20 protein-coding genes and 1 tRNA gene are annotated in these 25777 nt (G+C 65.4%); 1 reads left to right on the forward strand and 20 read right to left on the reverse strand.

Annotation, left to right across the window (positions count from 1 at the left end):
• Nucleotides 1-7: 7 nt before the first annotated feature.
• From EPA99_RS01305 to acnD, 20 genes are all read right to left on the reverse strand, one after another.
• Nucleotides 8-1189 (reverse strand): GumK N-terminal domain-containing glycosyltransferase, encoded by a 1182-nt coding sequence (locus EPA99_RS01305; RefSeq protein ID WP_425479150.1) that lies wholly within the window; start codon nt 1187-1189, stop codon nt 8-10.
• Between the two features lie 32 nt (nt 1190-1221).
• A complete protein-coding gene (locus tag EPA99_RS01310) occupies nt 1222-2751 on the reverse strand; it encodes a lipopolysaccharide biosynthesis protein (protein WP_241688213.1) in 1530 nt (509 codons plus the stop codon).
• Nucleotides 2748-3788, reverse strand: coding sequence for a glycosyltransferase (locus EPA99_RS01315; protein WP_129469384.1), 1041 nt, complete (start codon nt 3786-3788; stop codon nt 2748-2750). The genes EPA99_RS01310 and EPA99_RS01315 overlap by 4 nt, the downstream gene beginning before the upstream one ends.
• Nucleotides 3785-4921 carry a glycosyltransferase family 4 protein gene (locus EPA99_RS01320; RefSeq protein WP_129469385.1) on the reverse strand — a complete coding sequence of 379 codons (1137 nt, stop codon included), beginning with the start codon at nt 4919-4921 and terminating at the stop codon, nt 3785-3787. The genes EPA99_RS01315 and EPA99_RS01320 overlap by 4 nt, the downstream gene beginning before the upstream one ends.
• On the reverse strand, nt 4918-6039 hold the full coding sequence (locus tag EPA99_RS01325) for an acyltransferase family protein (protein WP_129469386.1): 1122 nt from the start codon (nt 6037-6039) through the stop codon (nt 4918-4920). Before EPA99_RS01325 ends, EPA99_RS01320 begins: the two co-directional genes overlap by 4 nt.
• Complete coding sequence (locus tag EPA99_RS01330) at nt 6014-7309, reverse strand: polysaccharide biosynthesis protein GumE (RefSeq protein WP_129469387.1); 1296 nt, start codon at nt 7307-7309, stop codon at nt 6014-6016. Before EPA99_RS01330 ends, EPA99_RS01325 begins: the two co-directional genes overlap by 26 nt.
• Before the next feature lie 73 nt (nt 7310-7382).
• Nucleotides 7383-8834 (reverse strand): undecaprenyl-phosphate glucose phosphotransferase, encoded by a 1452-nt coding sequence (locus EPA99_RS01335; protein ID WP_129469388.1) that lies wholly within the window; start codon nt 8832-8834, stop codon nt 7383-7385.
• 298 nt (nt 8835-9132) lie between these two features.
• Nucleotides 9133-10521 (reverse strand): GumC family protein, encoded by a 1389-nt coding sequence (locus EPA99_RS01340; RefSeq protein WP_241688214.1) that lies wholly within the window; start codon nt 10519-10521, stop codon nt 9133-9135.
• Complete coding sequence (locus EPA99_RS01345) at nt 10518-11216, reverse strand: polysaccharide biosynthesis/export family protein (RefSeq protein WP_129469754.1); 699 nt, start codon at nt 11214-11216, stop codon at nt 10518-10520. Before EPA99_RS01345 ends, EPA99_RS01340 begins: the two co-directional genes overlap by 4 nt.
• A 784-nt stretch (nt 11217-12000) precedes the next feature.
• Nucleotides 12001-12077, reverse strand: a tRNA-Pro gene (locus tag EPA99_RS01350).
• A 56-nt stretch (nt 12078-12133) separates the two neighbouring features.
• Nucleotides 12134-12490 carry a MerR family transcriptional regulator gene (locus tag EPA99_RS01355; RefSeq protein ID WP_129469389.1) on the reverse strand — a complete coding sequence of 119 codons (357 nt, stop codon included), beginning with the start codon at nt 12488-12490 and terminating at the stop codon, nt 12134-12136.
• Nucleotides 12471-12770, reverse strand: coding sequence for an integration host factor subunit alpha (locus EPA99_RS01360; RefSeq protein WP_129469390.1), 300 nt, complete (start codon nt 12768-12770; stop codon nt 12471-12473). Before EPA99_RS01360 ends, EPA99_RS01355 begins: the two co-directional genes overlap by 20 nt.
• A 20-nt stretch (nt 12771-12790) precedes the next feature.
• On the reverse strand, nt 12791-15160 hold the full coding sequence (gene pheT / locus EPA99_RS01365; RefSeq protein WP_129469391.1) for a phenylalanine--tRNA ligase subunit beta: 2370 nt from the start codon (nt 15158-15160) through the stop codon (nt 12791-12793).
• Nucleotides 15161-15222: 62 nt separating this feature from the next.
• Nucleotides 15223-16233: a phenylalanine--tRNA ligase subunit alpha gene (pheS, locus tag EPA99_RS01370; RefSeq protein ID WP_129469392.1), complete on the reverse strand. Its 1011-nt coding sequence runs from the start codon at nt 16231-16233 to the stop codon at nt 15223-15225.
• 143 nt (nt 16234-16376) lie between these two features.
• Complete coding sequence (gene rplT, locus EPA99_RS01375) at nt 16377-16736, reverse strand: 50S ribosomal protein L20 (RefSeq protein ID WP_129469393.1); 360 nt, start codon at nt 16734-16736, stop codon at nt 16377-16379.
• An 11-nt stretch (nt 16737-16747) separates the two neighbouring features.
• The gene (gene rpmI, locus EPA99_RS01380; RefSeq protein ID WP_014160066.1) at nt 16748-16945 is read right to left on the reverse strand and encodes a 50S ribosomal protein L35; all 198 of its coding nucleotides are present in this window, start codon (nt 16943-16945) and stop codon (nt 16748-16750) included.
• Between the two features lie 269 nt (nt 16946-17214).
• Entirely contained in the window at nt 17215-17739 is a 525-nt protein-coding gene (gene infC, locus EPA99_RS01385) for a translation initiation factor IF-3 (RefSeq protein WP_129469394.1), read from the reverse strand.
• A gap of 51 nt (nt 17740-17790) precedes the next feature.
• Entirely contained in the window at nt 17791-19695 is a 1905-nt protein-coding gene (thrS, locus tag EPA99_RS01390; protein WP_129469395.1) for a threonine--tRNA ligase, read from the reverse strand.
• A 296-nt stretch (nt 19696-19991) separates the two neighbouring features.
• Entirely contained in the window at nt 19992-21179 is a 1188-nt protein-coding gene (gene prpF, locus EPA99_RS01395) for a 2-methylaconitate cis-trans isomerase PrpF (protein WP_129469396.1), read from the reverse strand.
• A gap of 1 nt (nt 21180) precedes the next feature.
• Nucleotides 21181-23790 (reverse strand): Fe/S-dependent 2-methylisocitrate dehydratase AcnD, encoded by a 2610-nt coding sequence (gene acnD / locus EPA99_RS01400; RefSeq protein WP_129469397.1) that lies wholly within the window; start codon nt 23788-23790, stop codon nt 21181-21183.
• A 269-nt stretch (nt 23791-24059) separates the two neighbouring features.
• On the opposite strand from acnD, the gene EPA99_RS01405 reads away from it, so the two are divergent.
• A complete protein-coding gene (locus tag EPA99_RS01405; protein WP_129469398.1) occupies nt 24060-25742 on the forward strand; it encodes an electron transfer flavoprotein-ubiquinone oxidoreductase in 1683 nt (560 codons plus the stop codon).
• Nucleotides 25743-25777 lie beyond the last annotated feature (35 nt).

Raw genomic sequence — 25777 nt, forward strand, 5'->3', positions numbered from 1 at the left:
GTGCGGCTCAGAACAGACGCGTCTCCGGATACGGCGTCGGGTCGAGCACGCGATCGGTGGTTTCAGGCCACCCCAGGCAGGTGCGATAACGCACGCGCGGCGCTTCCAATGCCTGCTCGATGGCCCGCTGGATCGAGGCCTGGTCGCCCGGCGTGTAGCCGAAGCGCGATTTGTAGGTGCCGACCACACGATTGGGGCACACCGCCGGCAAACCGAAGAAATCGTACTGCAGCAATTTCATCGAACTGTCCGCCAGGTAGTCCGGCACTTGCTCGGACGAATACGGCGCGATGCCGAAGCGCGCATGCTTGATGTAGCGGATGGTCTCGGCATGCTTCATCTCGCCATAGACCTTCACGTTGTCGCCATAGCCGGGCATGCGCTCCTTGCCCGAGCCAATCACATGGAAGGTCACTTGCGGGAAGGCCTGGCTGGCGTGGGCGATGAAATCCGGATCGAACAACATCGAACCCACCGAGACCGCGTGGATACCCTCACCGTATGGCGAGGGGTCGCCCATTTCCTCAAGGCCCGGGTCCACCCCGTGCCCCACATGGAAGACATTACGCTTGGACGGGATCTCCGCGGCCATCGCCGGCGACACGAGCGCAATCACGTCCAGCTGCTCGCACACGCGCGCGAACTCGCGCTCGATGAAATCGGCCACGTTGATCGTGCTGAGTCCATCGGAAGCGCGGTAGACTAGGCGCGCCTTCGGGTTCAGGCGCTTGGCCAGGGCGATGAAGGCCACCGCCACCCCGCTCTCGAACACGATGACGTCCGAGTCCTTGATCCACGCCACCAGCTGCGCCGGCGGGCGACCGGCGTAGAGGCGGAACATCATGTCCTCGGCCGGACGCAACCAGCTGCGGTGCGTGTTGAAAGGATGGACCAGCGTGCGCCACAGGTAGCAATCCACGCCCTTGTGATGCACCACCTGGTTGGCGGTCTCGTCTAGCGGCAAGCGCATGTCGTTCTTCATCTTCGACAGGCGGCTATAGCGCAACGAGAAGAACCGGGTGGGCCCGCGCTTGGCCAACTCATCGGTGATGAAATGGATGTTGGCCCGCCGCGGCGTGCGGTAGTCATGGGCCGATAGCACCAGAAAGCGCGGTTGCGCGCTCTCGGGTTGCGCATGGGCAGGCTCTGGCCCCCCGGCGGCAGCCGTCTCCGGCCCTGAATCCTGCATGGCGCGTGAGGCAGACATGGCGATGTGGCTCATTAAGCAACTCCTTTGGATGCCCGCGCGCTGGCGAGGAGCGAACGACTATTGAGGATGGAGACGACATCGCGCCGGAAGGCCGGCCACAGCAGGCACACCAGGCCGAATGCCAAGGCCATGACGGCACCGCCGATCAGCAACTGCACGATCAGTGACTGGTCCTGCATGAAGTGGCGCACGGCGGCCCACGATGCGATGCCGCCGATCCCGTAGCCAAGGATGGCACGCAGGCCGTTGTGGAACATTTCACGCACCGGCGCCTGGGTGCAGCGCGAGATCCAGAACAGGGAGAATGGCCAGATCAGCGCCAGCCCCAGGGAATAGCCGGCCGCCACGCCGATGGCGCCCCAGTGCGAGCCCACCACGATCGCCGCGATCATGAGCACCCGACCTACCACCGAGTTCGTCAGCTGCGCTTTGCCGAGCCCCTTGGACAGAAATACCCAATAAGCCGCGTAGCCGGCAGCCTGGAACAGACCACCAATGGTCAGCACCTGGAAGATTTCCACCGCGCTGACCCAGTGCGCGCCCAGCACCAACTCGATCAGTGGCCGTGCCTGCGCGCAACCGAAGACGAAGATGGAAATGATCACGTGCAGCAGCACGGTCTGCCCCCGCAGCAGGAACGCATCGAAACGCGCCGGCTCGTCCTGCAACCGCGACAGCACCGGCAGCGCCACCGTCGTGGCCGGCGCATTGATCTGGTACAGCGGCATCATCAGCAACTGGAAGGCGCGGTTGTACAGGCCCAGGGCTTGCGCGCCGATGCGGTTGCCGATGATGACCTGGCCCAGGTTCTGGCTCGCATAGGCGAGCATCTGCGTGGCCATCAAGGTCCAGCCAAAGCTCAGGAAGCCGCTCATCTCCACATGGCGACGCGGCCGGCCCGGGAGCCAACGCGTGGCGATCATCATCACCACCAGCCCGGTCACCGACTGCACCACCTGCTGCGCCACCAGGGCCCAGTAGTTCTTCCACAACAATGCGCAGGCCACGCCCACACCCAGCCCCAGCGCCTGCGCGCTGACATCGGCGGTGGCGATCTTGGCGAATTTCAGATCCCGCACCAGCTGCGCGCGGTACTGCGTGGTCATGCCATTGACCAGGAAGGTGAAGGACAGCACCTGCGCAATCAGGACAAGGGCCGGCTCGCGATAGAACGCCGCAATGCCCCTGGCACTGAAGAAGATCACCAGGCCAAGGCCCAGGCCGATGCCGGAGTTGATCCAGAACAGGTTGCTACGCTGCGCCTGGCTGACCGACTTGGCCTGCACGGCCGCCGAGGACAGACCGAAATCGCGCAGGATCTCGCCAATGCCCACGATAGACACCACCATGGCCAGCAGGCCGTAGTCGTAGGGCGTCAGCAGGCGCGCCAACAGGATGATGCCGCCGAACTGGATCGCGATCTTGGCAGCCTGCCCGCCCATCGTGACCGCCGCACCGCGCGCGGCATGGGATCCCAGTGAACGCTGCGGTGGCGGGGGACTGTTCGATGCACTCCCAGGTGCTTGTGTCGCAGGGCTCAAGCAGCCTCCACCGGCAGCCCCAAGGCGGCCCGATAGGTGCGGTAGTGCGCTTCACCCGCAGCTGCCCACTCCCGGCGCGACAGGTCCGGTGCTGCCGATAGGCTTGCGCTACGCACGGCGGCCAGGGCCGTGTCGATGGCGGCAGCGTCGAAATCATCGTGATAGAGCTGCACCCAATGGCCCCCAACCTCATCGGCGATGGCTTGGGTGGCGCTGTTCCACGGTGCCAGCACCGGACGCCCGAGCGACAACGCCAACAGCAAGGTGCCCGAGTTATGCATCTGCCGATAGGGCAGCACGATCAGCTCAGCGGCGCTGACCTCCTGCGCCAGCGTTTCATCGTCCACATACTGCAGCAGCGAGGAAATGCGCGGATCGCGTTCTGCGGCCTCCAGCACCAGCTGTCGCATGTCATCAGAGGCCGGCGAACCCACGATACGCAGGCTCACGCCTCCGGAACGGATCTGCGGCATCGTTTCCAGCAAGGTCTCCACGCCCTTGTAGGGTCGGATGAGTCCGAAATGCAGCAGGCGTCCGCGCACCATCGCGGACTTCGGCTTGCTGGCATACCAGTCTCGGTAATGCCCATGCAGCACGGTGTCGGTGGCCGGCGCTTGTAGCGGCGTGGTGACGTTGAGGCGGATCCAGCGGGTGGTCAGCGCATCCAGCCACTTCAGCAAGGTGCGCTCGCGCCAACCCTTGTCCTCGTGCGGTTCCAGGTTGTGCAGCGTGCGCACCACGGCAGTCCGGGTGACGGCCAACTTGCATAACAGCAGCACCGCACTGAACTGCTTGAGCAACGTGCCCAACGGATGCCGATGGCGGAACAGATACTCGGGCCAATGCACGTGCAACACGTCGTAGCGCGAGAACAGGGCGCGGCGCATCGAGAAGAACCGCACCTGGACTTGATCCGGCAACGCGCGAAGCAGCTGGATCAGATACGGATTGGTGTGGTCATCGATGCGGTCCACCGACTGCAGCACGGTCAGGCTGCGACGCATCGGGTTGCCATGGGTGTGCGCGACCGCGCTCATGCCGCCTGCCCCGCCTGCTTACCCGCCGCCAGCCGATATTCCTCCACGTACTGGTCCACCGCGTGGCGCCAGTCATGGGGCGTCACCGAACGCATCGCATGCTCGCGTCGCGCCTGGAAATCCGCTGCGTCCAGTTTCGCCAGGGTCGCGACCTGGGCTGCGGCGGCCTGTGGTTCCTTGGGGTCAATCAGCAAGCCGACGCCGCCCTCCCGCACGAGTTTCTGAAACGGTGGGATCGGGCTCAGGATCGGGATCAGCCCGGCGCTCATTGCCTCGATTGGCGCGATGCCGAACCCCTCGTGCCGCGATAGACACACGAAATACTGCGCGCGCGCCATCAGCTCGGCGAGGAGCGCATCGTTCGGCGCCGCATGGAACTCGACGCCGGCCACGATGCCACGCTCACGCGCCGCGCCCTGGAGATCGGCCAGGGACAGATCGTACTCGCGCCCGGCGATGATCAAGCGCCACTCCGGATCCAGCGCCTGGAGCCTTGCGAACAGGTCCAGCGTTTCCACCAGCCCTTTGTTCACCGACCAGCGGCCGAAATAGAGGATGGTCTTGCCGGGGGAAGGCGAGGACTTTCCTGCGAACTTGTCGATGTCCACGCCGTTCTGGATCACCCGTAGGCGCGCTGGCGCCACGACCGGACGGAACATCGCGCCATCGTTCTCGCTGGTGGCGATGATGCGCCGGTAGCCGAATGCGGACGCACGCGTGATGGTCTGGAACCACAGCGTTTTCAGCTTCGATGCGTAGGCGGTGTGGAAGAAGCCGCCATGGGTAGACACCACCATCGGCTTGCGATGCAGCGGTGCGGTCCAGGCCAGGTAGTCGTAAAAGAAGTCGATGGCATGCACGTGCACGACATCGGCATCGCGGATCTCGGACAGCACGCTGGGCGCGACCGGATAACGGCGCGATCCCCGATAGGGAATGCGCGAGATCTCCACACCCTCGAAGCTGTCGCGGGCTGCCAGGGCGACCGACTCTTCGCCGAACACGCGGTCCAGGGTCACGACCCGGACGTTATCGCCTCCCCGGGCCTGGTGCCGGCGGGCAATATTCAGGACGACCGCTTCCATGCCACCCACGGAGGGATGGAACTGACGGACAACATGGACAACCTTCATGCAGGGCGCGTACTCGATCGGGGGAGTGTCTTGGCGGCAATGGCCCAGGGCGCCCAGCGGGCGAGACACCAATGGATCGGCCAACTTGCCAGCAATGCAATGAAGGCTACCGAAACAGCCCACCCCATACCGTGATGAAGACTTGAAACCTTCAAGACCGCTGCCACGCCAGAGGTCACCATCAACACCACGATATGGGTACACAGCACGACCAGCGTGTTACGCCCCAGCCATCCCAGCGATCCAAGACCCTTGAGCAGTTCGCCCAGGCACATGACCACGACGATGCCGCACACGCCAGCGCCGATCAGCAACACCGGATGCCGACCGAATCCCTGCAGATTGAAATCCACCCGGCCATTGCGAAGCGACATCCAGATCCACAAGGGTGCAGCGAGCGCCAGCAACATCGCGCTGAAGCCCCTGTCCTGGCGCAGGACACCCCACTGACGGAACGCGGCTCCGGCCGCGTAGAAGAACAGCGAAACCGGCACGATATCCAGACCCCACGGGAGCCGGTACGGCAGCGGCGCGATGCTCGTCCAGATCGCGGTCGTGGCGATGCCAATCAGCACCAAGGCAGGAGGCTCGAGCCAGCGCCTGCCCAGGTTGAAGAAGAACGTCGTGGTGAACAACGCGGGAAGGAACCAGATCGCAACGTTGACGTACAGGTCCGGGCCAAGCCCGGTGACCAGCCCCTTCAACGGATCCCACCATGGCAGGCCGCCCCAGCGCACCGCTTTTTCCCCGATATGGCGAGTCAGCAGCCAATACGCGTACGCGCAGAAGAAAAAGAACGCATACGGCAACAGCAGGGTTTTCACCAGGTGCCGCTGCCGCTGCAGCAAGCCCTGCTGAGCCCGCGCACCGTCACTGGAAAGCCAACCTGACACGAAGAAGAACAACGGCATGGTCAATGCCGAAGTCAGCACGGTGTACAGCCCCGGGGCACCCTTGGCATGCCCGATCACGACCAGGGCAATGCCGATGCCCTTGACCGCATCGATGCGCGTGTCCCGCGCGGCTGCCACACCGCTCGCCCGGCCTTTGGGCTGCAGCGGTAAGGTGAAGTTGCCGCCGCCCGGTAGCGGCTCAGGCGACCCCGGCAGTACCGACATGACGTCCGATCCCGGGATTAGGAGATGGCGAATCGTCCGCCAGGCCCGATCGCATGGCTTTCCATTGCCACAGATAGCCGCACGTGAACCACCACAGCGCGCCGGTCTTCACCGAGAAGTAGCCGTTGGAGACCAGCAAGCTCAGCGCGAAGGCGAAGATGAAGAGATTCTTGAACAACTGACCGTTGCTCGAGGGCATCCACAGCACGAACGAATACGCCAGCACGAACGCAAGCACCGTCAGGATGGACTGCGACGCGATGAAATACGAAATGCCGCTATCGAAGTAGCGATAGGCTGACGCCATGTCCAGTCCAAGCCAGGACGCCGCCGATAGGTGGGTGATGGAATCGACCGTGAAGAAGATCCGCCCCAGGGTCGTGTCCTCGTACTGCGTGGTGCGCGTCACCCAGACCAGCAACCAGGCCGACAGGATCACCAGCAAGAAGATCACCCCGGCGAAGCGCTGGTCCAACCGGCGCAGAAAGGGTGCCATCAACAGCATCAGCACGCAGGTACCGGCGGCCAGCCGGCCGTCTGAGGCGACGATGAGAAACAACACCGTCCCGATAGCCAGCGCAATCCGCCGGGGTCCGTAGGAGCGCCAGAACGTCAGCAGGGCCGCGCAGAAGAAGATGATGTAATTGCCCATCGTCACCGGCTCGATGAAGATCGAGGAGGCACGCGGCAGGCCGCTCCCGGCCAGGAAATTGCGATCGCCCGGCCGCGTCGCGCTGACGAAGAGATTGCTGTCCTCGTTCCAGAACGAGTCCTCGCTGGCGCCACGCGTGTTGACGAAGTAGGACTTGGGATTGACCACATCGCCGTAGACCGTCGGAAACGCCAGTTCGAACGCGGCGATCAAGCCGATGATCACCGCCATGCGCAGGAACAGCTTCGGCGCCGAGCCGGTGTAGGCCGCGCCGAGCAGGACGAAGGCGAACGGGATGATGGCATCGCGCAGGAACTTGGGGTCGATGGACATCGTCGCCACGAAGCGAAAGAACGCCACCAGGGCGATCAGGCCGATGCCCGACATCACGATGGCCAGCTTGCGGCGCTCTACCGTCAGAAAGCCGACCACGAAGCAGCCACCGTAGGCGAGCAGTTCGGCAGCGTAGGCCATCGACGGACTGATCGAGATCGCCAGCGCATTGATGACGGCCAGGATCAGGTTGTATCCCACCGCGAACAGCAGGATGCACTCGATCAGCAGATTGCGGCGATGCTCGGCCACGGCACTGGCCGCGGCAGGCGAGACGGCGCTCATGCCCAGCGCTCCGATTGCGATGCCCCTCGAGCCACCTCACCAGCGCCCGAGCAATCCCGACCTTGGCGCGACATCAGTAGGCGGTCTTCTGGCCGAGCACCTTCACGGCCGTCAGTACGATGATCTTGATGTCCAGCCACAGCGACCAGCGGCGGATGTAATCCAGGTCGTACTGCACGCGCTTCTTCATCGTGCGCAGCTCCGGGGTTTCGCCACGGAAACCGTTGACCTGCGCCCAGCCGGTGATCCCCGGCTTGACGTAGTGGCGCTGCATGTAGCGGTTGATCAGGGACTGGTAGTAGCTGTTGTGCTGGGCCGCGTGCGGGCGCGGGCCCACGATGGACATGCTGCCGCCCAGGACATTGAAGATCTGCGGCAGCTCATCCATGCTCGAGCGACGCAGGAAGGCGCCGAACTTGGTGATGCGCGGGTCGGTCTTGGTCGCCTGGGTGATCTTGTCCGTCTCCTGATGCACGCGCATGGAACGGAACTTCAGCATGTTGAACTCGCGTCCGCCCAGGCCATGGCGCCGCTGGCGGAAGAACACCGGACCCGGCGAGCTGAGCTTCACGCCAATGGCGATCGCCAGCAGCAGCGGCCACAGCACCAGCAGCGCGCCGAGCGCCACCAGCTTGTCCTGCAGAGTCTTGGCCACGACGAAGTAATTGTCGCGATCCACGCCGCCCTGGCGCAGGTTGATCACCGGCACGTTGCCGATCTGCTCGCCGGACTGGTTCAGCATGCCGAAATCGAACAGGTCCGGCACCAACTTCACCTGGATCGGGTAGCGGTCCAGGGCGGCCAGCAAACGCTTGATGCCATCGCGTTCACCCAGAGGCAGCGAGATCCACACCTGCTCGACCGGCGTGCGCGACAGGAAGTCCTCGAGGTCTTCCGGTTCGCCAAGGCATTCCAGCGACTGCGTCTGCTCGCCAACGGCCACGTCGTAAGGGCTCTTGAAGTAGCCCACGATCTGCAGGCCCACCCAGGTGTTCTTGCGCAGGTAATGATGCAGCTTGACCACCGGGTGGCGCAGGCCGATGACCACCACGCGCTGCACGTCCATGCCCTGGCTGCGCAGGCGGTTGAGCACGTTGCGCAGCAGCGTGCGCGACAACAGCAGCGCGACGAATCCGCCCAGATACCAAGAGCCAATCCACAGGCGCGAGACCAGCTCACCCATCTGCACGATCAACGCGTGGACCGCGAACAGCGTGAACACCCCTGTCCAGGCCAGCCCCAGCACCACCAGCTCGCGGCCCAGGCTGCGCCCACGCCAGCTGCGATACAGCGGGAACACGCTGAAGCAGATGATCGCGTAGAGCAAGGTGGTGGCGAGCGCTGCGCGATAACCCGGACCCGGCAGCCATTGGCCATACCGCAGCCAGTAGGCAACTAACCCGCTTCCAACGACCAGCACGATATCCGACACACGCAGCAGCAGGTCCGCGGCGGCCGAGTACTTGGACAACAGGCGTGGCGAGGAGGTTGCGTAGGTCGTACTGCTGAGGTCAGCCAGGAGCATGGTCGATTCCTTGTGGTGCCGAGCGGCCCGAGGGGGGTGAGGCCAGAATTTCGGAGACAGCCCTTCACTGGTACCACGGTGAAGGAAAACCGTTTCCGAACAAGTCAACGGAGAAACAAGGACAAACAAGCCACGGTTGCTGCGAGGCAACAATGACACAGTGCGTGGCGTTACGGCCACTACGCACCGGCTGCCCATCCCGCTGAGCGGTTGAAGCGATTCTTTTTTTAATCAGAAACTTACGTAGATACCGCAACCAATCGCGTACCAATCACGCGATTGGCTTTTCGATTACGTGTCAGCGATCACGCAGGCCACGCTGTGCGCTTCCCAGAAAATACGCGATCAGTGCCGCGACCAGGCCAAGGAACACGCCGAAAATCAGTCCGACCGCCAGGAACAGCGCAACCCGGGGCGAATAGGCCTGCGTCGGAACGTCCGCAGAGTCGATCACCGAGATGTTGTTGGCGCCGACATTACCCGCAACGCCGATCTCCTTGAACCGTTGCAGCAGCGCGTCGTACAGCTGCCGGTTGGTATCCACCTCACGCTTGAGCATGTTGTAGCGAATGCTGCGGTTCTGCAGATCCAGCTCATCGCCCTTCAGGCCGGCGATGCGGCTGACCAGCATGTTTTCCTGCATCGTGGCTGCGTCGTACTCAGCCTTGATCGACTGACGCACGTTGGCCACTTCGGCATTGATCTGGCGGTCCAGCTCGGAGATCTGACTCTTCAGCCGCATCATCTCCGGATAGTCCGGCTTGTACGTGGACAGCTTCTGCTGGTACTCGGCCGACAGCGTCGCCTTGGTCTGGCGCAGGCTCTGCACGACCGGGTTGGACGAGACCTGCGGAATGCCCAGGCCGCTGGCGTTGCGCGCCTGCTGCCAGGCGGCCTCGGCCTTGATCTTCGCGTCCTGCGCCGCGGCCAGCATGCCGTTGAGCTCGGACAGGTTCTGCGCGGCCAGCGAGGGCTGGTTGTCGCCGATGGAAACGATCTGCTGATCGGCCGAATAGCCCACCAGCTCCTTTTCCGACTCCTCCACCCGGCTCTTCAACTGCGCCAGGCGCTCGGACAGATACTTCACCGCGAAGGTGGAAGCATCCAGGCGACGGCTCAGGTTGTTGGCGATGAACAGGCGCGCGTAGGTGTTGGCCACCTTGGCGGCCAGTTCCGGGTCCGGCGACTGGAAATGGATGCGGACCAGGCGCGAGTTACGCACGGGCTCCACTTCCAGTCCCTCAAGCACCTGCCCGGTGAGCGCGCGCTCAATCATGTCCTGCTTGACCCGCTCGCTCTGGCCCTCGGCCTTGGCGGCCGCGGCATCGGCGACCTCCTTGAACTGCGGGTGGCTGCCCAGCTTGGCCTCGCGGATAACCTCACGCGCCAGGGTGCGGCTCTGCAGCAGCTCGTACTGGGTCTGGTAGAAGTCCCGATCCATCGGCGATTCGCTCGGGATCAGGTTCTCCACATTGACCACGTTCATCGCATCACGCTCGATCTGAAGCGTGGAGGTGGCGCGGTACTGCGGCGTCATGAAGAAGGTGATCGCCAGCGTGACCAGCACCACCAATAGCGTGATGCCAGCCACCAGCCACCACCGGCTGCGGATGGCGTACCAGTATTCGGACAGGCCCATCGAATCGTGCTGCACGGGATAGTCGGTCGTGTAGGCGCGCTGGTTCATCGGTAGGCCCTCCACACCATCACGAAGGGCGTCAATTCGAGCACCGTACGCAGCAGCAGGCGGGCATCGGAACGGTAGACCACCACGATGTCGCCACCATAGATCTCCGGATCCGGCATTTCGCCCTTCTCGATCGCAGGCAGGTCGAAGCGCGCGATCTTCTTTTCACCATCGATCTGGCGAAACACCACCACATTGCGGCGGCTGGCGAGTTGGCTCACGCCTTCGGCCTGCGCGATGGCCTGCTGCAGCGTCAGCTTGGAACCGACCACCGGGTACAGGCCGGGCTTGGTCACCGCACCGCTGACCGTCACACGACGCCCGGTGAACTCATCGACCAGCACGGTGACCTGCGGATCCTGCAGGTACGTCTTGGAATACAGCTCGGTGATCTGCTTCTGCAGCTGATCTTCGCTCAGGCCGGCGGCCTTGATGGTGCCGATCAACGGCAGGGTGATACGACCGGAGTTGTCGACCCGGACCTGACGCTCGAGCTCTTCGATCTGGAACACCTGAACGGTCAGCAGATCGCCGGCACTGATCAGGTAGTCGGTATCGGCCACGACACCTGCCAGCGGGTCGGGAGGCGGCATGTCGCTGGCGACGGGACGGCTGCTGCAGGAGGTCAGGAACAGGAGCGAGATGACGAGCAGGAGAGACCAGGCTCGGGTGACACTGCGTTGGACGTTGCCCATGGGTGGTGATCGCGGTCCTTGGAAATGGAAGTGGTGAGCCTCATAGACAGCGTGACGGGCGGATGTCACCTCGTCGCACGTGGCCTATTCGGCGTTGGAACGATGCCGGTCCGATGCAGACGGTGCTGCATCGCACTATTGCATGCAGCCCCAGGACGTCCAACCCTTTTCAATCGTTGCAAGGGGCTGGGGTTCATGCAGCTGCAGTGCGGCTTCTGGTGTTGAGTACGCAAACCGGCGCTGAAACCGGCAATGTACCCGGGCGATTGTGACGGCTGTCGTGTTAAGAAATGTTGCACGGCGCAAGTGTTCAACCCTTTCCGCATCACCCCGCGTTGGTCGAGCAAGACAGTGCAGTGCGCTGCTGCTGCCCCTGTGCCTCTGTCCCAGTGGGACCCGTTTTGCGCGGTGCCAGAACAACCTATTGGCGGCACTTGGTTGTATCCCCGAGCAAGGACACTCGTACCTGAAGCGCCCTGCGCCCACAGCACAGGGCGAATACAGCTTTGGAAACGACACGGCGGTTCGAACGCGTGGACTCAGCGTGCGATATCCCTCATCCACCGCCGCAAAGCCTTGACCCGATCAGGGGCGTGGCAGCAGCCGGCGGGAGGGACCGCAGCTGCGAGTCAGCTCGGGAGGGCGGGCCCAAGCCGCCACGCCCGCCTCAGATCCAGGCCGGTTGGAACCGACTGGGCATCTACTCGCGCGAGCGCACTGCTGCCCCCACCTCTGCGAAGCCCAAAAGAAAAGCCCGCGGCGCGAGCCGCGGGCTTTCTGATGTTGGTCGGGGTAGCCGGATTCGAACCGACGACCACCAGTCCCCCAGACTGGTGCGCTACCAGGCTGCGCTATACCCCGTAAAAACAAGCGCCCCCGCCGTGGCGGGCCGCGCAGTATACCGGATCGGATCGATCCTAGCGACGTAGCAGATGCAGGATTTCTTCCAGCTCAGTTCGCACCTGTCGGATGATCTGGTTGCTGAGCGCGGACTCCTCCTTGGCGCCCTCACCTTCCAGGCGCAGGCGCGCGCCGCCGATGGTGTAGCCCTGCTCGTACAGCAAGCCGCGGATCTGCCGCACCATCAGCACATCGTGGCGCTGGTAGTAGCGACGGTTGCCGCGGCGCTTGACCGGCTCCAGGCTGGGAAACTCGGTCTCCCAGTAGCGCAGCACGTGCGGCTTGACATCGCACAGCTCGCTCACCTCACCGATGGTGAAGTAGCGCTTGGCCGGAATCGGCGGAAGTTCGCGGTTACTGCCCGGATCCAGCATAGCTTTCCACGCGCTCCTTCAGTTTCTGCCCCGGACGGAAGGTCACCACCGTACGTGCAGAGATCGGAATCTCCTCGCCGGTCTTCGGGTTGCGACCGGGGCGCTGGTTCTTGCGCCGCAGGTCGAAATTGCCGAAACCGGACAGCTTCACCTGACGCCCCTGCTCGAGCGCGTCGCGCAGGACATCGAAATAAGCGTCGACGAACTCCTTCGCCTCACGCTTGTTCAGCCCCACTTCGTCGAACAGCCTTTCGGCCATTTCCGCTTTGGTCAATGCCACGCCTTCTTTCCCCCTGAGCCTCAACCGCGGATCCGCGCCTGGAAGCGACGGTCCAGTTCGGCCACCACCTCCGCCACGGTCGTCTCCACGTCGCGGTCAGTGAGCGTGCGCGAGTTGTCCTGCAAAATCAAGCCCATAGCAAGACTCTTGTGTCCCGTTTCGACCCCCTTGCCGACGTAGCGGTCGAACAACAGCACCTCGCGCAGCTGTGGGCCCGCCACGTCCTGCACCGCCTTGGACAGGGCTGCCCACTCCACGTTCTCGGGGACCAGGAAGGCCAAGTCGCGACGTACCGAGGGGAAACGCGAAACTTCGGTCGCGCGGGACAGCGCACGTTTGGACAGCGGCGCCAGGTCCACCTCAAAGCCGATCGCCTCCACGTCCAGGTCCATCGCACGTTGCAGGCGCGGATGCAGCTGGCCGATCCAGCCGATGCGCACGCCATCGCGCAGTACCTGCGCCGAGCGGCCCGGGTGGCCGAAACCGTCCTGGATCGGAACGAGTTCCAGCCGGGCGCCCGCCACGGCCGCCAGGCTTTCCAGGTCGCCCTTGAGATCGTGGAAGTCCACTGCGCGGTCGGCCTCGCCCCATTGCTCGGCGCGCGCCGCCCCACAGGCGATGGCGGCCACGCGCAAGGTCTCCTGTGGTGCCTGCCCCTGGACCGCGCGGAACACGTTGCCGGTCTCGAACAGACGCACGCGGCCGGCCTGGCGCGCCAGATTGCGCTGCAGGGCATCGGCCAGGCCCGGCAACAGGGCCGGGCGCATCACCGCCAACTCGGCGCTGAGCGGATTGGCCAAGGGCACCAGGGCGTCGATCAGCCCCCAGCGCTCCAGCAGGCCGTGTTCGACGAAGGCGAAATTCACCGTCTCCAGATAGCCGCGCGCCACCAGCTGGCGGCGCAGGGTGGCCGCATCGGCCACGCTTTCCGAGGGCGCGATGATGCGCGCGGCGCCGGCCGGCAAGGTGGTCGGGATGGCCTCGTAGCCATGGATGCGCGCCAGCTCCTCGATCAGGTCTTCCTCGATGGCGATATCGAAGCGGCGGCTGGGCGCGGACACCTGCCACCCGTCGGCATCGGCCGCCACCTCCATGCCCAGGGCACGCAGGATGCGTTCGACCTCGGCATCGGCGATCTGGATGCCGAGCACGCGGGCGATGCGCGCCCGGCGCAAGCCGATGGCCTTGGCGGGGGCGCGCTGCGCCAGCGCCGCCTCGACCACCGGGCCGGCCTGGCCGCCGGCCAGTTCCAGCACCAGCCGCGTGGCCACCTCGATGGCCTGCCGCGGCAGGGCCGGATCCACACCGCGCTCGAAACGGTGCGAGGCATCGGTGTGCAGGCCCAGCTTGCGGCCGCGGCCGATGATGGCGGCCGGGATGAAGTGCGCGGCCTCGAGGAACACATTGGTGGTCACATCAGTCACCCGCGTGTCCTTGCCGCCCATCACCCCCGCCAGCGCAACGGGGCGATCGCCGTCGGTGACCAGCAGGAAGCTGTCATCCAACGTCGCCTCCCGGCCGTCCAGCAGCACCAGCGACTCGCCCTTGCGCGAATGGCGCACGCCGACCGGACCGCTGAGGGTGTCGCGGTCGAAGGCGTGCATCGGCTGGCCGAGCTCCAGCATCACGTACTGGGTGATGTCCACCAGCAGCGAGACCGGGCGCACGCCGCTGCGGCGCAGGCGCTCGGCCATCCAGATCGGGGTCGGCGCCTGGGCGTTGATGCCTTCGATGATGCGGCCGCAGTAGGCCGGCGCATCGGCACCGGCGTCCAGCCGGATCTGCAGCACGCGCTCGTGGGTCGCGGCGACCGGAGTCGCGTCGAAGGCCACCACCTGGCTGTCGCAGGCCGCGGCTACGTCGTAGGCGATGCCGCGCACGCTGAAGCAGTCGGCGCGATTAGGCGTGAGCTTGATCTCGATGCTGGCATCGGGCAGGCCCAGGAAGTCGGCAATCGGCGTGCCAACGGGCGCATCGGCGGGAAGTTCCAGCAAGCCGGACGCATCGGCGTCCACACCCAGCTCCTTGGCCGAGCACAACATGCCGTTGGATTCCACGCCACGCAGCTTGGCGGCCTTGATGACGATGCCAGCGACGTGGGCACCGACCAAGGCCAGTGGCGCCTTCAGGCCCGCGCGCGCATTGGGCGCGCCGCAGACGATCTGCAGCTGCACGCCCTGCCCCGCATCGACCTGGCAGACCTGCAGGCGATCGGCTTCAGGGTGGCGCTCGCAGGCCACGATCTGCGCGACCACGACCTGCTCCAGCCCCTCGCCCAGCGCGGTGACCTCCTCCACTTCAAGGCCAATGGCGGTCAGCGTGGCCGCCAGTTCATCACGGCTGGCGGTGGTCGGCACGTGGCTGCGCAGCCAGTTCTCGGAGAATTTCATATCGTCGTATTCCGTAGGGCGCCACGGGCGTGGCGCCGCAAATCAGGCAGAAGGACCGATGATCAGGCGAACTGGCGCAGGAAGCGCACGTCGCTTTCGTAGAACGCGCGCAGGTCGCTGACGCCATAGCGCAGCATCGCCAGCCGCTCCACCCCCATGCCGAAGGCAAAGCCGGTGTAGCGCTCCGGGTCGATGCCGACCGCCCGCAGTACGTTGGGATGCACCATGCCGCAGCCCAGGACTTCAAGCCACCGCGTGCTGCCGTCGGGCTGCTGCCAGGCGATATCCACCTCCGCGCCCGGCTCCACGAACGGGAAATAGCTGGGGCGGAACCGCATCTGGAAATCGCGCTCGAAGAAGGCACGGACGAACTCGGACAAGGTGCCCTTGAGATCGGCAAAGGTGGAGTGCTCGTCCACCAGCAGGCCTTCGCACTGGTGGAACATCGGCGAATGGGTCTGGTCGCTGTCGCTGCGATACACCTTGCCCAGCGCAATCATGCGCAGCGGCGGCTGCCCGCCGGACTTGAGCAGGTCGTCCATGTAACGTACCTGCACGCCGGAAGTGTGGGTGCGCAGCAGGCGACCGTCGCCGAAGTAGAACGTGTCGTGCATGGCGCGCGCCGGGTGGTGCGGCGGGAAGTTCAGCGCCTCGAAGTTGTGCCAGTCGTCCTCGATCTCCGGGCCATCGGACAAGTCGTAGCCCAGGCGGCCGAAGATGTCGGCCATGCGCTCCATCGTGCGGGTGATCGGATGCAGGCCGCCGCGTTCGGCATTGCGCCCGGGCAGGGTCACGTCGATCGCCTCGCCCGCCAGGCGTGCGTCCAGCGCGGACTCTTCCAGCGTGGACTTGCGCGCGGCCAGCGCCTGGGAGATCGCATCTCGCGCGCGGTTGATGCCTTCGCCGGCAGCCTTGCGCTGATCGGCCGGCAGCGCACCGAGCTGCTTGAGCTGGGCGGTGACGCTGCCGCTCTTGCCCAGCAGGGCCACGCGCAACGCCTCGACGGCGTCCGGCGTGGAGGCAGCGGCAATGTCGTCCAACGCGCCGCGGGTCAGGACTTCGATATCGCTCATGGGTTCGAAAGAGGGTTCCATGCGTGCCGCCGCAGGCGGCCGTGTCGCCAAGACACAAAAAACAATGGGGAAGGACTTGCGCCCTTCCCCACGTCTACAGCGGCAAGCCGCTGTCATTCACATCACGGTGGAGACCGCAGCCTTCAGGCTGCCAGCGCGCCCTTCGCCTTTTCGGCCAGGGCCGCAAAGCCCGCCGCATCGTGCACGGCGATGTCCGCCAGCACCTTGCGATCCAGGGTGATGCCGGCCTTCAGCAGGCCGTTCATGAAACGGCTGTAGCTCATGCCGTTGATGCGGGCAGCCGCGTTGATGCGGGTGATCCACAGCGAGCGGAAATTGCGCTTCTTCTGCTTGCGGCCGATGTAGGCGTACTGCTCGGCCTTGATGACCGCCTGCTTGGCTACGCGGAAAACCTTGCGGCGGGCGTTGTAGTAGCCCTTCGCACGGGAGATGACTTTCTTGTGACGGCGACGTGCGGTCACACCACGCTTGACTCGTGCCATGGTCTATATCCTCAGAGGTAGGGCAGCATGCGGTTCAGACGGCCGGAATCTTCGGCACGAATGATGTTGGTCGCGCGCAGACCGCGCTTACGCTTGGTCGCCTTCTTGGTGAGGATGTGGCTACGGTTGGCGTGGCCAGCCTTGAACTTGCCCGAGGCCGTCTTGCGGAAGCGCTTGGCGGCGGCTCGGTGGGTCTTGATCTTGGGCATTGCGATGTCCTTAGATTCTTCGATAACTGACCGGGCGGCGGCATCTGCCGCGCTTTCCATCCTGCCCATGTCGGCTTGTAAGTCTTTGATCCGCAAGGATCAAGACGGGTTCCATCAGGCCCGAAGGCCGCCCCGGCACGAAACCGGGCCGCGCATTATGCCTGACTGGCCTTTCCCTTGCAAATCAGCGGCTTTGCCTGCCGCAGGGATCGCCAGGCCAAGAAAAAAGCGCGCCGTCAGGCGCGCTCTTTCAGGGAACCGCGGGCGGATCAGCGCTTCTTCGGCGCGATCATCATCACCATCTGCCGGCCTTCCAGGCGCGGACGCGACTCGATGATGATGTCATCGCCCAGGTCGGCCTCAATGCGGGCGGCCATTTCGCGACCCAGCTCCTGGTGGCTCATCTCACGGCCACGGAAGCGGATGTTGACCTTGACCTTGTCGCCCTCTTCCAGGAATCGGCGCATGTTGCGCAGCTTGATCTGGTAGTCGCCCTCGTCGGTGACCGGACGGAACTTGAGCTCCTTGATCTCGACCTGCTTGGTCTTCTTCTTGGCCTCGTTGGCCTTCTTCTGCGCTTCGAACTTGAACTTGCCGAAGTCCATGATCTTGCAGACAGGCGGGTCCGCCTGCGGCTGGATCTCGACCAGATCCAGGCCTTCGTCCTCGGCCTTGGCCAGGGCTTCGTCGCGCGACAGAACGCCGATCATCTCGCCATCGCTGCCGATCACGCGGACGCGCGGCACGCGGATTTCATGATTCCTGCGGTTCTGCTTGTTGTCGGGGGTGCTGATATTGCAGTCTCCGTTGTGGTGTTGGCCGGCGCGTCGAACGCGCCGGTGCCGTCAAGCTGCCTGCTCGGCGCGTAGTCGCTCCGTGAAGGCTTCGATGGACATTGTGCCCAAATCCTCACCGGAACGCGTACGCACCGCAACGGCGCCATTTTCCTTCTCGCGGTCGCCGACCACCAGCAGATATGGCACCCGCTGCAGCGTGTGCTCGCGGATCTTAAAGCCGATCTTCTCGTTACGCAAATCCGACACAACCCGGAAGCCTTGATTTGCAAGGCTTTTCTTCACGGACTCCACATAGTCGGCCTGGGCGTCGGTGATGTTGGCGACCACGACCTGCACCGGGGCCAGCCATGCGGGGAAGGAACCGGCGTGGTGCTCGATGAGGATGCCCAGAAAGCGCTCCATCGAACCGACGATGGCCCGGTGCAGCATGACCGGGTGCTTCTTCTGGCTGTACTCGTCCACGTACTCGGCGCCCAGGCGGCCGGGCATCATGAAATCCACCTGCATGGTGCCCAGCTGCCAGGTGCGGCCGATGGCGTCCTTGAGGTGGTACTCGATCTTGGGACCATAGAAGGCGCCCTCACCCGGCAATTCCTGCCATTCCACGCCCGCCGCGCGCAGGGCCGAACGCAGGGCATCTTCGGCCTTGTCCCAGGTGGCATCGTCGCCAAGGCGCGATTCCGGGCGCAGGGCGATCTTGATCTGGATCTCTTCGAAGCCGAAATCCGAATAGACCTTCAGCGCCTGCTGGTGGAAGGCCCGCACCTCGTCCTCGATCTGGCTTTCGGTGCAGAAGATATGGCCATCGTCCTGGGTGAAGCCGCGCACACGCAGGATGCCGTGCAGCGCGCCGGAAGGCTCGTTGCGATGGCAGGCACCGAACTCGCCATAGCGGATCGGCAGGTCGCGGTAGCTGTGCAGGCCCTGGTTGAACACCTGGACGTGGCCGGGGCAGTTCATCGGCTTGACCGCATAGGTGCGCTTTTCCGACTCGGTGAAGAACATGTTCTCCTGGTAGTTGTCCCAGTGACCGGACTTCTTCCACAGCGACACGTCCAGGATCTGCGGGCAGCGCACCTCGCCGTAGCCGCTCTCGCGGTAGACCCGGCGCATGTACTGCTCGACCACCTGCCAGATCGCCCAGCCCTTGGGGTGCCAGAAGATCAGGCCAGGGCCTTCTTCCTGCAGGTGGAACAGGTCCTGCTGCTTGCCGATGCGGCGATGGTCGCGCTTTTCGGCCTCCTCGATGCGCTGGATGTAGGCCTCCAGCTGCTTCTTGTCGGCCCAGGCGGTGCCGTAGATGCGCTGCAGCTGCTCGTTCTTGGCATCGCCGCGCCAGTAGGCGCCGGAGATGCGGGTCAGCTTGAAGGCCTTGAGGAAGCGCGTGTTCGGCACGTGCGGGCCGCGGCACATGTCCACGTATTCCTGGTGGTAGTACAGGCCCATGGCCTGCACGTCCTGCGGCATGTCCTCGATCAGACGCAGCTTGTAGTCCTCGCCACGCGCCTTGAAGGTCTCGATGACTTCCGCGCGCGGGGTGAGCTTCTTGATGACGTCGTAGTCCTGCGCGATCAGCTCGACCATGCGCGCCTCGATGGCCGCCATGTCCTCAGGCGTGAACGGGCGCTCGGAGTAGATGTCGTAGTAGAAGCCCTCGGCGATCACCGGGCCGATGACCATCTTCACGTCCGGGTACAGCTGCTTGACCGCGTGGCCGACAAGATGGGCGCAGGAGTGGCGGATGATCTCCACGCCCTCCTCGTCCTTGGGCGTGATGATGCGCAGGGAGGCGTCGTGGTCGATGACGTCGCTGGCATCGACCAGCACGCCGTCCACGGCGCCGGCCACGGTGGCCTTGGCCAGGCCCGCGCCGATGGACTGGGCGACCTGCATGACGGAAACGGGGGCTTCGAATTCGCGGCGGCTGCCGTCGGGGAGCGTGATGGTGATCATGGGCTTGGTTCGATTCGGCCGGCCAGCGTGGCTGCGGCGGGGCGGTGCGGATGGGGGGATATCAAAAGCACGAAGGCGCCCCATGGGCGCCTTGCGGTCAGGTGGCCATGCGGGGCAGTCAGCAGTGGGCGATGGTAGTGCTCATGTCGCACGCTCGGCCGGCGCGTTGGCACGGGCCACCTGGAACGGGTTGGGAAGCGGCATGGTAAACCACATCGGGCCGATGGGGACGCCGCCGGGGTGCTCTTGAATGGGGACGCCGCCAGCCCACCTCAAGCCCGCGCGGCGCCGTGACTTCAGAAGCTGTCGGCCGGGACCCGCACCCAGCCTTCCATCAGCACGCGCGCGCTGCGGCTCATGACCGCCTTGGTCACCACCCATTGACCATCGACCTGCCGGGCCTGCGCGCCGACCCGCAACGTGCCGGACGGATGGCCGAAGCGCACCGTCTCGCGGGTGCCGCCGCCGGCGGCCAGGTTGACCAGCGTGCCGGGAATTGCCGCGGCCGTGCCGATGGCCACGGCCGCCGTGCCCATCATCGCGTGGTGCAGCTTGCCCATGGACAGCGCGCGCACGCGCAGATCGATGTCGCCCGCCTCCACCCGCTTGCCGCTGGAAGCCACATAGCCTTCAGGCGGCGCGACGAAGGCGATCTTGGGCGTGTGCTGGCGCCGGGCCGCCTCGCTCACGTCCCCGATCAGGCCCATGCGCACTGCGGCGTGCGCGCGGATGGTTTCGAACCGCGCCAACGCCTGCGGATCCTCGTTGATCGCGCCCTGCAGCTCGCTGCCGGTGTAGCCCAGGTCGGCGGCATCGAAGAACACCGTGGGGATGCCGGCATTGATCATCGTGGCGCGGAAGCTGCCAAGGCCGGGGACCTCCAGCGTGTCCACCACCTTGCCGGTCGGAAACATCGCCGCGCCGCCGTCGCCTTCATCGGCCGGGTCCAGGAACTCCAGCGGCACTTCCGCTGCCGGAAAGGTCACCCCATCCAGCTCGAACGCGCCGGTTTCCTGCACCATGCCCTCGGCGATCGGCACGTGCGCGACGATGGTCTTGCCGATATTGGCCTGCCAGATGCGCACCACGCAGATCCCGTCGCGTGGCACGTCTGCCGGATCGATCAGACCCGAGGCGATGGCGAAGGGCCCCACCGCCGCCGACAGGTTGCCGCAGTTGCCCGACCAGTCGACGAAGGCGCTGTCGATCGCTACCTGGCCGAACAGGTAGTCCACGTCGTGGTCGGCACGCGTGCTCCTGGACAGGATCACCGCCTTGCTGGTGCTGGAGGTCGCCCCGCCCATGCCGTCGATCTGCTTGCCGTACGGGTCGGGGCTGCCGATCACCCGCAGCAGCAGCGCATCGCGCGCCGGGCCGGGCGCCTGCGCGCGCTCGGGCAGATCCTGCAGGCGAAAGAACACGCCCTTGGAGGTGCCACCGCGCATGTAAGTGGCAGGGATCCTGATCTGGGGGACGAAGGACATCTCAGGCCGCCTTGGACGATGCAAGGAAATCCTGCGCGAAGCGCTGCAGCACGCCACCGGCCTCGTAGATGGACACCTCCTCGTCCGAATCCAGGCGGCAGATCACCGGCGCCTGGTCGGTCTGGCCATCCTTGCGGTGGATCAGCAGCGTGAGCATGGCGCGCGGGCTGCGCGTGCCGACCACGTCGTAGGTCTCGGTGCCGTCCAGCAGCAGCGTGCGGCGGTCGGTGCCAGGCACGAACTCCAGCGGCAGCACGCCCATGCCGATCAGGTTGGTGCGGTGGATGCGCTCGAAGCCCTCGGCCACGATCGCCTCTACGCCGGCCAGGCGCACGCCCTTGGCTGCCCAGTCGCGCGAACTGCCCTGCCCGTAGTCCGCGCCGGCGATGATGATCAGCGGCTGACGACGCGCCATGTAGGTCTCGATCGCCTCCCACATGCGCACCACCTGCCCGTCCGGCTCGATGCGGGCCAGCGAACCCTGCTTGCTGGCACCATCGACGATGGCCATCTCGTTGAGCAGCTTGGGGTTGGCGAAGGTGGCGCGCTGGGCAGTGAGATGGTCGCCGCGGTGCGTGGCGTAGGAGTTGAAGTCCTCTTCCGGCACGCCCATGCGCGTCAGGTACTCGCCGGCGGCACTGTCGGCCAGGATCGCGTTGGAGGGCGAAAGATGGTCGGTGGTGATGTTGTCGCCCAGCAGCGCCAGCGGCCGCATGCCGCGCAGGGTGCGCTCGCCGGCCAGCGCGCCCTCCCAGTACGGCGGGCGACGGATGTAGGTGCTCTGCGGGCGCCAGTCGTACAGCGGGCTGATCTTCTCGCCATGCTCGACCCGCACGTCGAACATCGGCCCGTACACCTTGCGGAACTGCTCGGGCCTGACGCTGGCCTTGACCACGGCATCGACTTCCGCATCGCTGGGCCACAGGTCTTTCAGCGTGACCGGTCGCCCCTGCGGGTCGATGCCCAGCACGTCCTTCTCGATATCGAAGCGCACCGTGCCGGCGATGGCGTAGGCGATCACCAGCGCCGGTGAGGCCAGGAAGGCCTGCTTGGCATAGGGATGGATGCGACCGTCGAAGTTGCGGTTACCGCTGAGCACCGCGGTGGCATACAGGTCGCGGTCGATGATCTCCTGCTGGATCTTCGGGTCCAGCGCGCCGCTCATGCCGTTGCAGGTGGTGCACGCAAAGGCCACGATGCCGAAGCCCAGCTGCTCCAGCTCCGGCAGCAGGCCGGATTCGGCCAGGTACAGCTGCACGGCCTTGGAACCGGGCGCCAGCGAAGTCTTCACCCACGGCTTGCGGGTCAGACCACGCGCGTTGGCATTGCGCGCCAGCAGCGCGGCGGCGATGACGTTGCGCGGGTTGGAGGTGTTGGTGCAGCTGGTGATGGCCGCGATCACCACCGCGCCGTCTGGCATCAGGCCCTGCGCCTCCTCGGCCCGCGCCGTGTCCAGGTCCACCGCGATGCCGCGCTCGGCCAGCGCACGGGTGGGCAGGCGCCGATGCGGATTGGACGGCCCGGCCAGGGTGCGCTCGACCGTGGACAGGTCGAAATGCAGCACGCGCTCGTACTGCGCAGTGGCCAGGTCGTCGGCCCAGAAGCCGGCGGCCTTGGCATAGGTCTCCACCAGCTGCACCTGCGCCTCCTCGCGTCCCGTCAGGCGCAGGTAGTCCAGGGTTTGCTGGTCGATATGGAACAGCGCCGCGGTCGCGCCGTACTCGGGGCACATGTTGGAGATGGTCGCGCGGTCGCCGATGCTCAGGATGGCAGCGCCCGGGCCGTAGAACTCGAGATAGGCGCCTACCACCTTCTCCTTGCGCAGGAATTCGGTCAGCGCCAGCACGATATCGGTGCAGGTGATGCCCTCGCCCGGCTTGCCCGAAAGCTCGACGCCGACAATGTCCGGCAGGCGCATCCACGAGGCACGGCCGAGCATCACGTTCTCCGCTTCCAGCCCGCCCACACCCACTGCAATCACGCCCAGCGCGTCCACGTGCGGGGTGTGGCTGTCGGTGCCCACGCAGGTATCCGGAAAGGCCACGCCGTCGCGCGTGTAGACCACCGGAGACATCTTCTCCAGATTGATCTGATGCATGATCCCGTTGCCCGGCGGGATCACCTCGATGTTGCGAAAGGCCTTGGCCGTCCAGTCGATGAAGTCGAACCGGTCGGCGTTGCGTCGGTCCTCGATCGCGCGGTTCTTGGCGAAGGCATCCGGGTCGGTGCCGCCGCATTCCACCGCCAGCGAGTGATCCACGATCAGCTGCACCGGCACCACCGGATTGACCTGTGCCGGGTCGCCCCCCTGCTCGGCGATCGCATCGCGCAGGCCGGCCAGGTCCACCAGCGCGGTCTGGCCCAGGATGTCGTGGCAGACCACCCGCACCGGAAACCAGGGGAAATCCAGGTCGCGCCTCCGTTCGATCAGCTGCTCCAGGTAACTGGGCAGGCGCGCGCTTTCCGCGCAGCGCACCAGATTCTCCGCATGCACCCGGGCCGTGTAGGGCAGCCCGGCCCAGGCGCCGGGCTTGAGCGCCTCCACCGGGGCACGGGCGTCGAAATACTCCAGCGCGGTGCCGGGGAGCTTGATGCGGTAAGCGGAATTCATGGCGGGATCCTGCAATCAGGCCTGGCTGTGGACGGAGGCTGCAGGCGACCGACCCTGTGCCGGCCCGCCCGCGAACGGCTGCAATCTGGCACCGCGCAATGCATTGATCAATCTTGATTCGCAGAATCAACCCATCCATGCCCCGGGGCGCCGCCTGGACAGTCGCCGGCAGGCGTCTACGGCTTAAGGAGAAGACGAATTCAAACGACTGTTCGTCGGGCTTGGTTATGATGGCGCCCCTTTTGCCATGCCCGACGCGGAGCAAAGCCATGACCCCGGACGCGCTGCTCGCCCAATACGGTCCCCGCGAATCGATGGAGTACGACGTGGTGGTCGTCGGCGCCGGCCCGGGCGGACTGGCCACCGCCATCCGACTGATGCAACTTGCGGCCGAAGCCGGCCGCGAGGTCTCGGTCTGCGTGCTGGAAAAGGGCTCCGAGCCCGGCGCCCACATCCTCTCCGGCGCGATCATGGACCCGCGCGCGCTGACCGAACTGATCCCGGACTGGCAGGAGAAGGGGGCCCCGCTCAAGCAGGCGGTGACCCGCGACGAGTTCCTGTTCCTGGACCCGACCGGGGCCAAGGCGACCCCGGACTTCCTGCTGCCTGACTGCTTCAAGAACCACGGCAACTACATCATCCGCCTGGGCGCCTTCGTGCGCTGGCTGGCCCAGCAGGCCGAAGCCCTGGGCGTGGAGATCTTCCCGGGGTTCGCCGCTGCCGAGATCCTCTACACCGAAGCCGGCGCGGTGCGCGGCGTGGCCACGGGCAACATGGGCCTGGGCAAGGACGGGCAGCCGACGGCCGAGTTCCAGCTGGGTATGGAGCTGCACGCCAAGTACACGATCTTCGCCGAAGGCTCGCGTGGACAGCTTGGCCGCCAGCTGCTGAGCAGGTTCTCGCTGGAGGCCGGCAAGGATCCCCAGGCCTATGGTTTGGGGATCAAGGAACTGTGGCAGGTCGATCCGGCCAAGCATGAGCCGGGCCTGGTCGTGCACACCGCTGGCTGGCCGCTGAGCGATGACACCTACGGCGGCTCGTTCCTGTACCACGCTGAGGATGGCAAGGTGGCCATCGGGCTGGTGGTCGGACTGGACTACAAGAACCCTTGGCTGAGCCCGTTCGAGGAGTTCCAGCGTTTCAAGACCCACCCGGCCATCCGCAAATATCTGGAAGGCGGAAAGCGCATCGGCTACGGCGCCCGCTCCATCACCGCCGGTGGCCTGCTGTCGCTGCCCAAGCTGGTGTTCCCGGGTGGCGCGCTGGTTGGCTGCGAAGCCGGCACGCTCAACGCCAGCCGCATCAAGGGCAGCCATGCGGCCATCAAGACCGGCATGCTGGCCGCCGAAGCGGCCTTCGCCGCCCTGGGCCAGGGCCGCAGCGCCGATGAACTCAGCGACTACCCGGCCGCCTTCGAGGCGAGCTGGCTGCACGCCGAACTGCTGCAGTCCAAGAACTTCAAGCAGTGGTTCAAGAAGGGCCGTACCACGGCAACGCTGATGACGGGCGTGGAGCAGTGGCTGCTGCCCAAGCTGGGCGTGCGCAATCCGCCGTGGACGATCCACCGAACCGCGCCGGACCATGCCTGCCTGGAGCCTGCCGACCAGCACCAGAAGATCGCCTACCCCAAGCCCGACGGGCAGCTGACCTTCGACCGCCTGTCCTCGGTGTTCCTCTCCAGCACCAACCACGATGAGGACCAGCCGGCCCATCTGACCTTGAAGGACGCCTCGGTGCCGGTGAACATCAATCTGGCCACCTATGCCGGGCCGGAGGCGCGCTATTGCCCGGCCGGCGTCTATGAGTTCGTCGGCGAAGGTGAGCAGGTGCGCCTGCAGATCAATGCGCAGAACTGCGTGCACTGCAAGACCTGCGACATCAAGGATCCGACCCAGAACATCGTCTGGGTCGCCCCCCAGGGCGGCGGCGGGCCCAACTACGCGGGAATGTGAACACGGACAGCCTGATAGTCGGACAGCACAGCCTT

This window comes from Pseudoxanthomonas composti (assembly GCF_004122095.1).
Classification (GTDB): Bacteria; Pseudomonadota; Gammaproteobacteria; order Xanthomonadales; family Xanthomonadaceae; genus Pseudoxanthomonas_A; species Pseudoxanthomonas_A composti.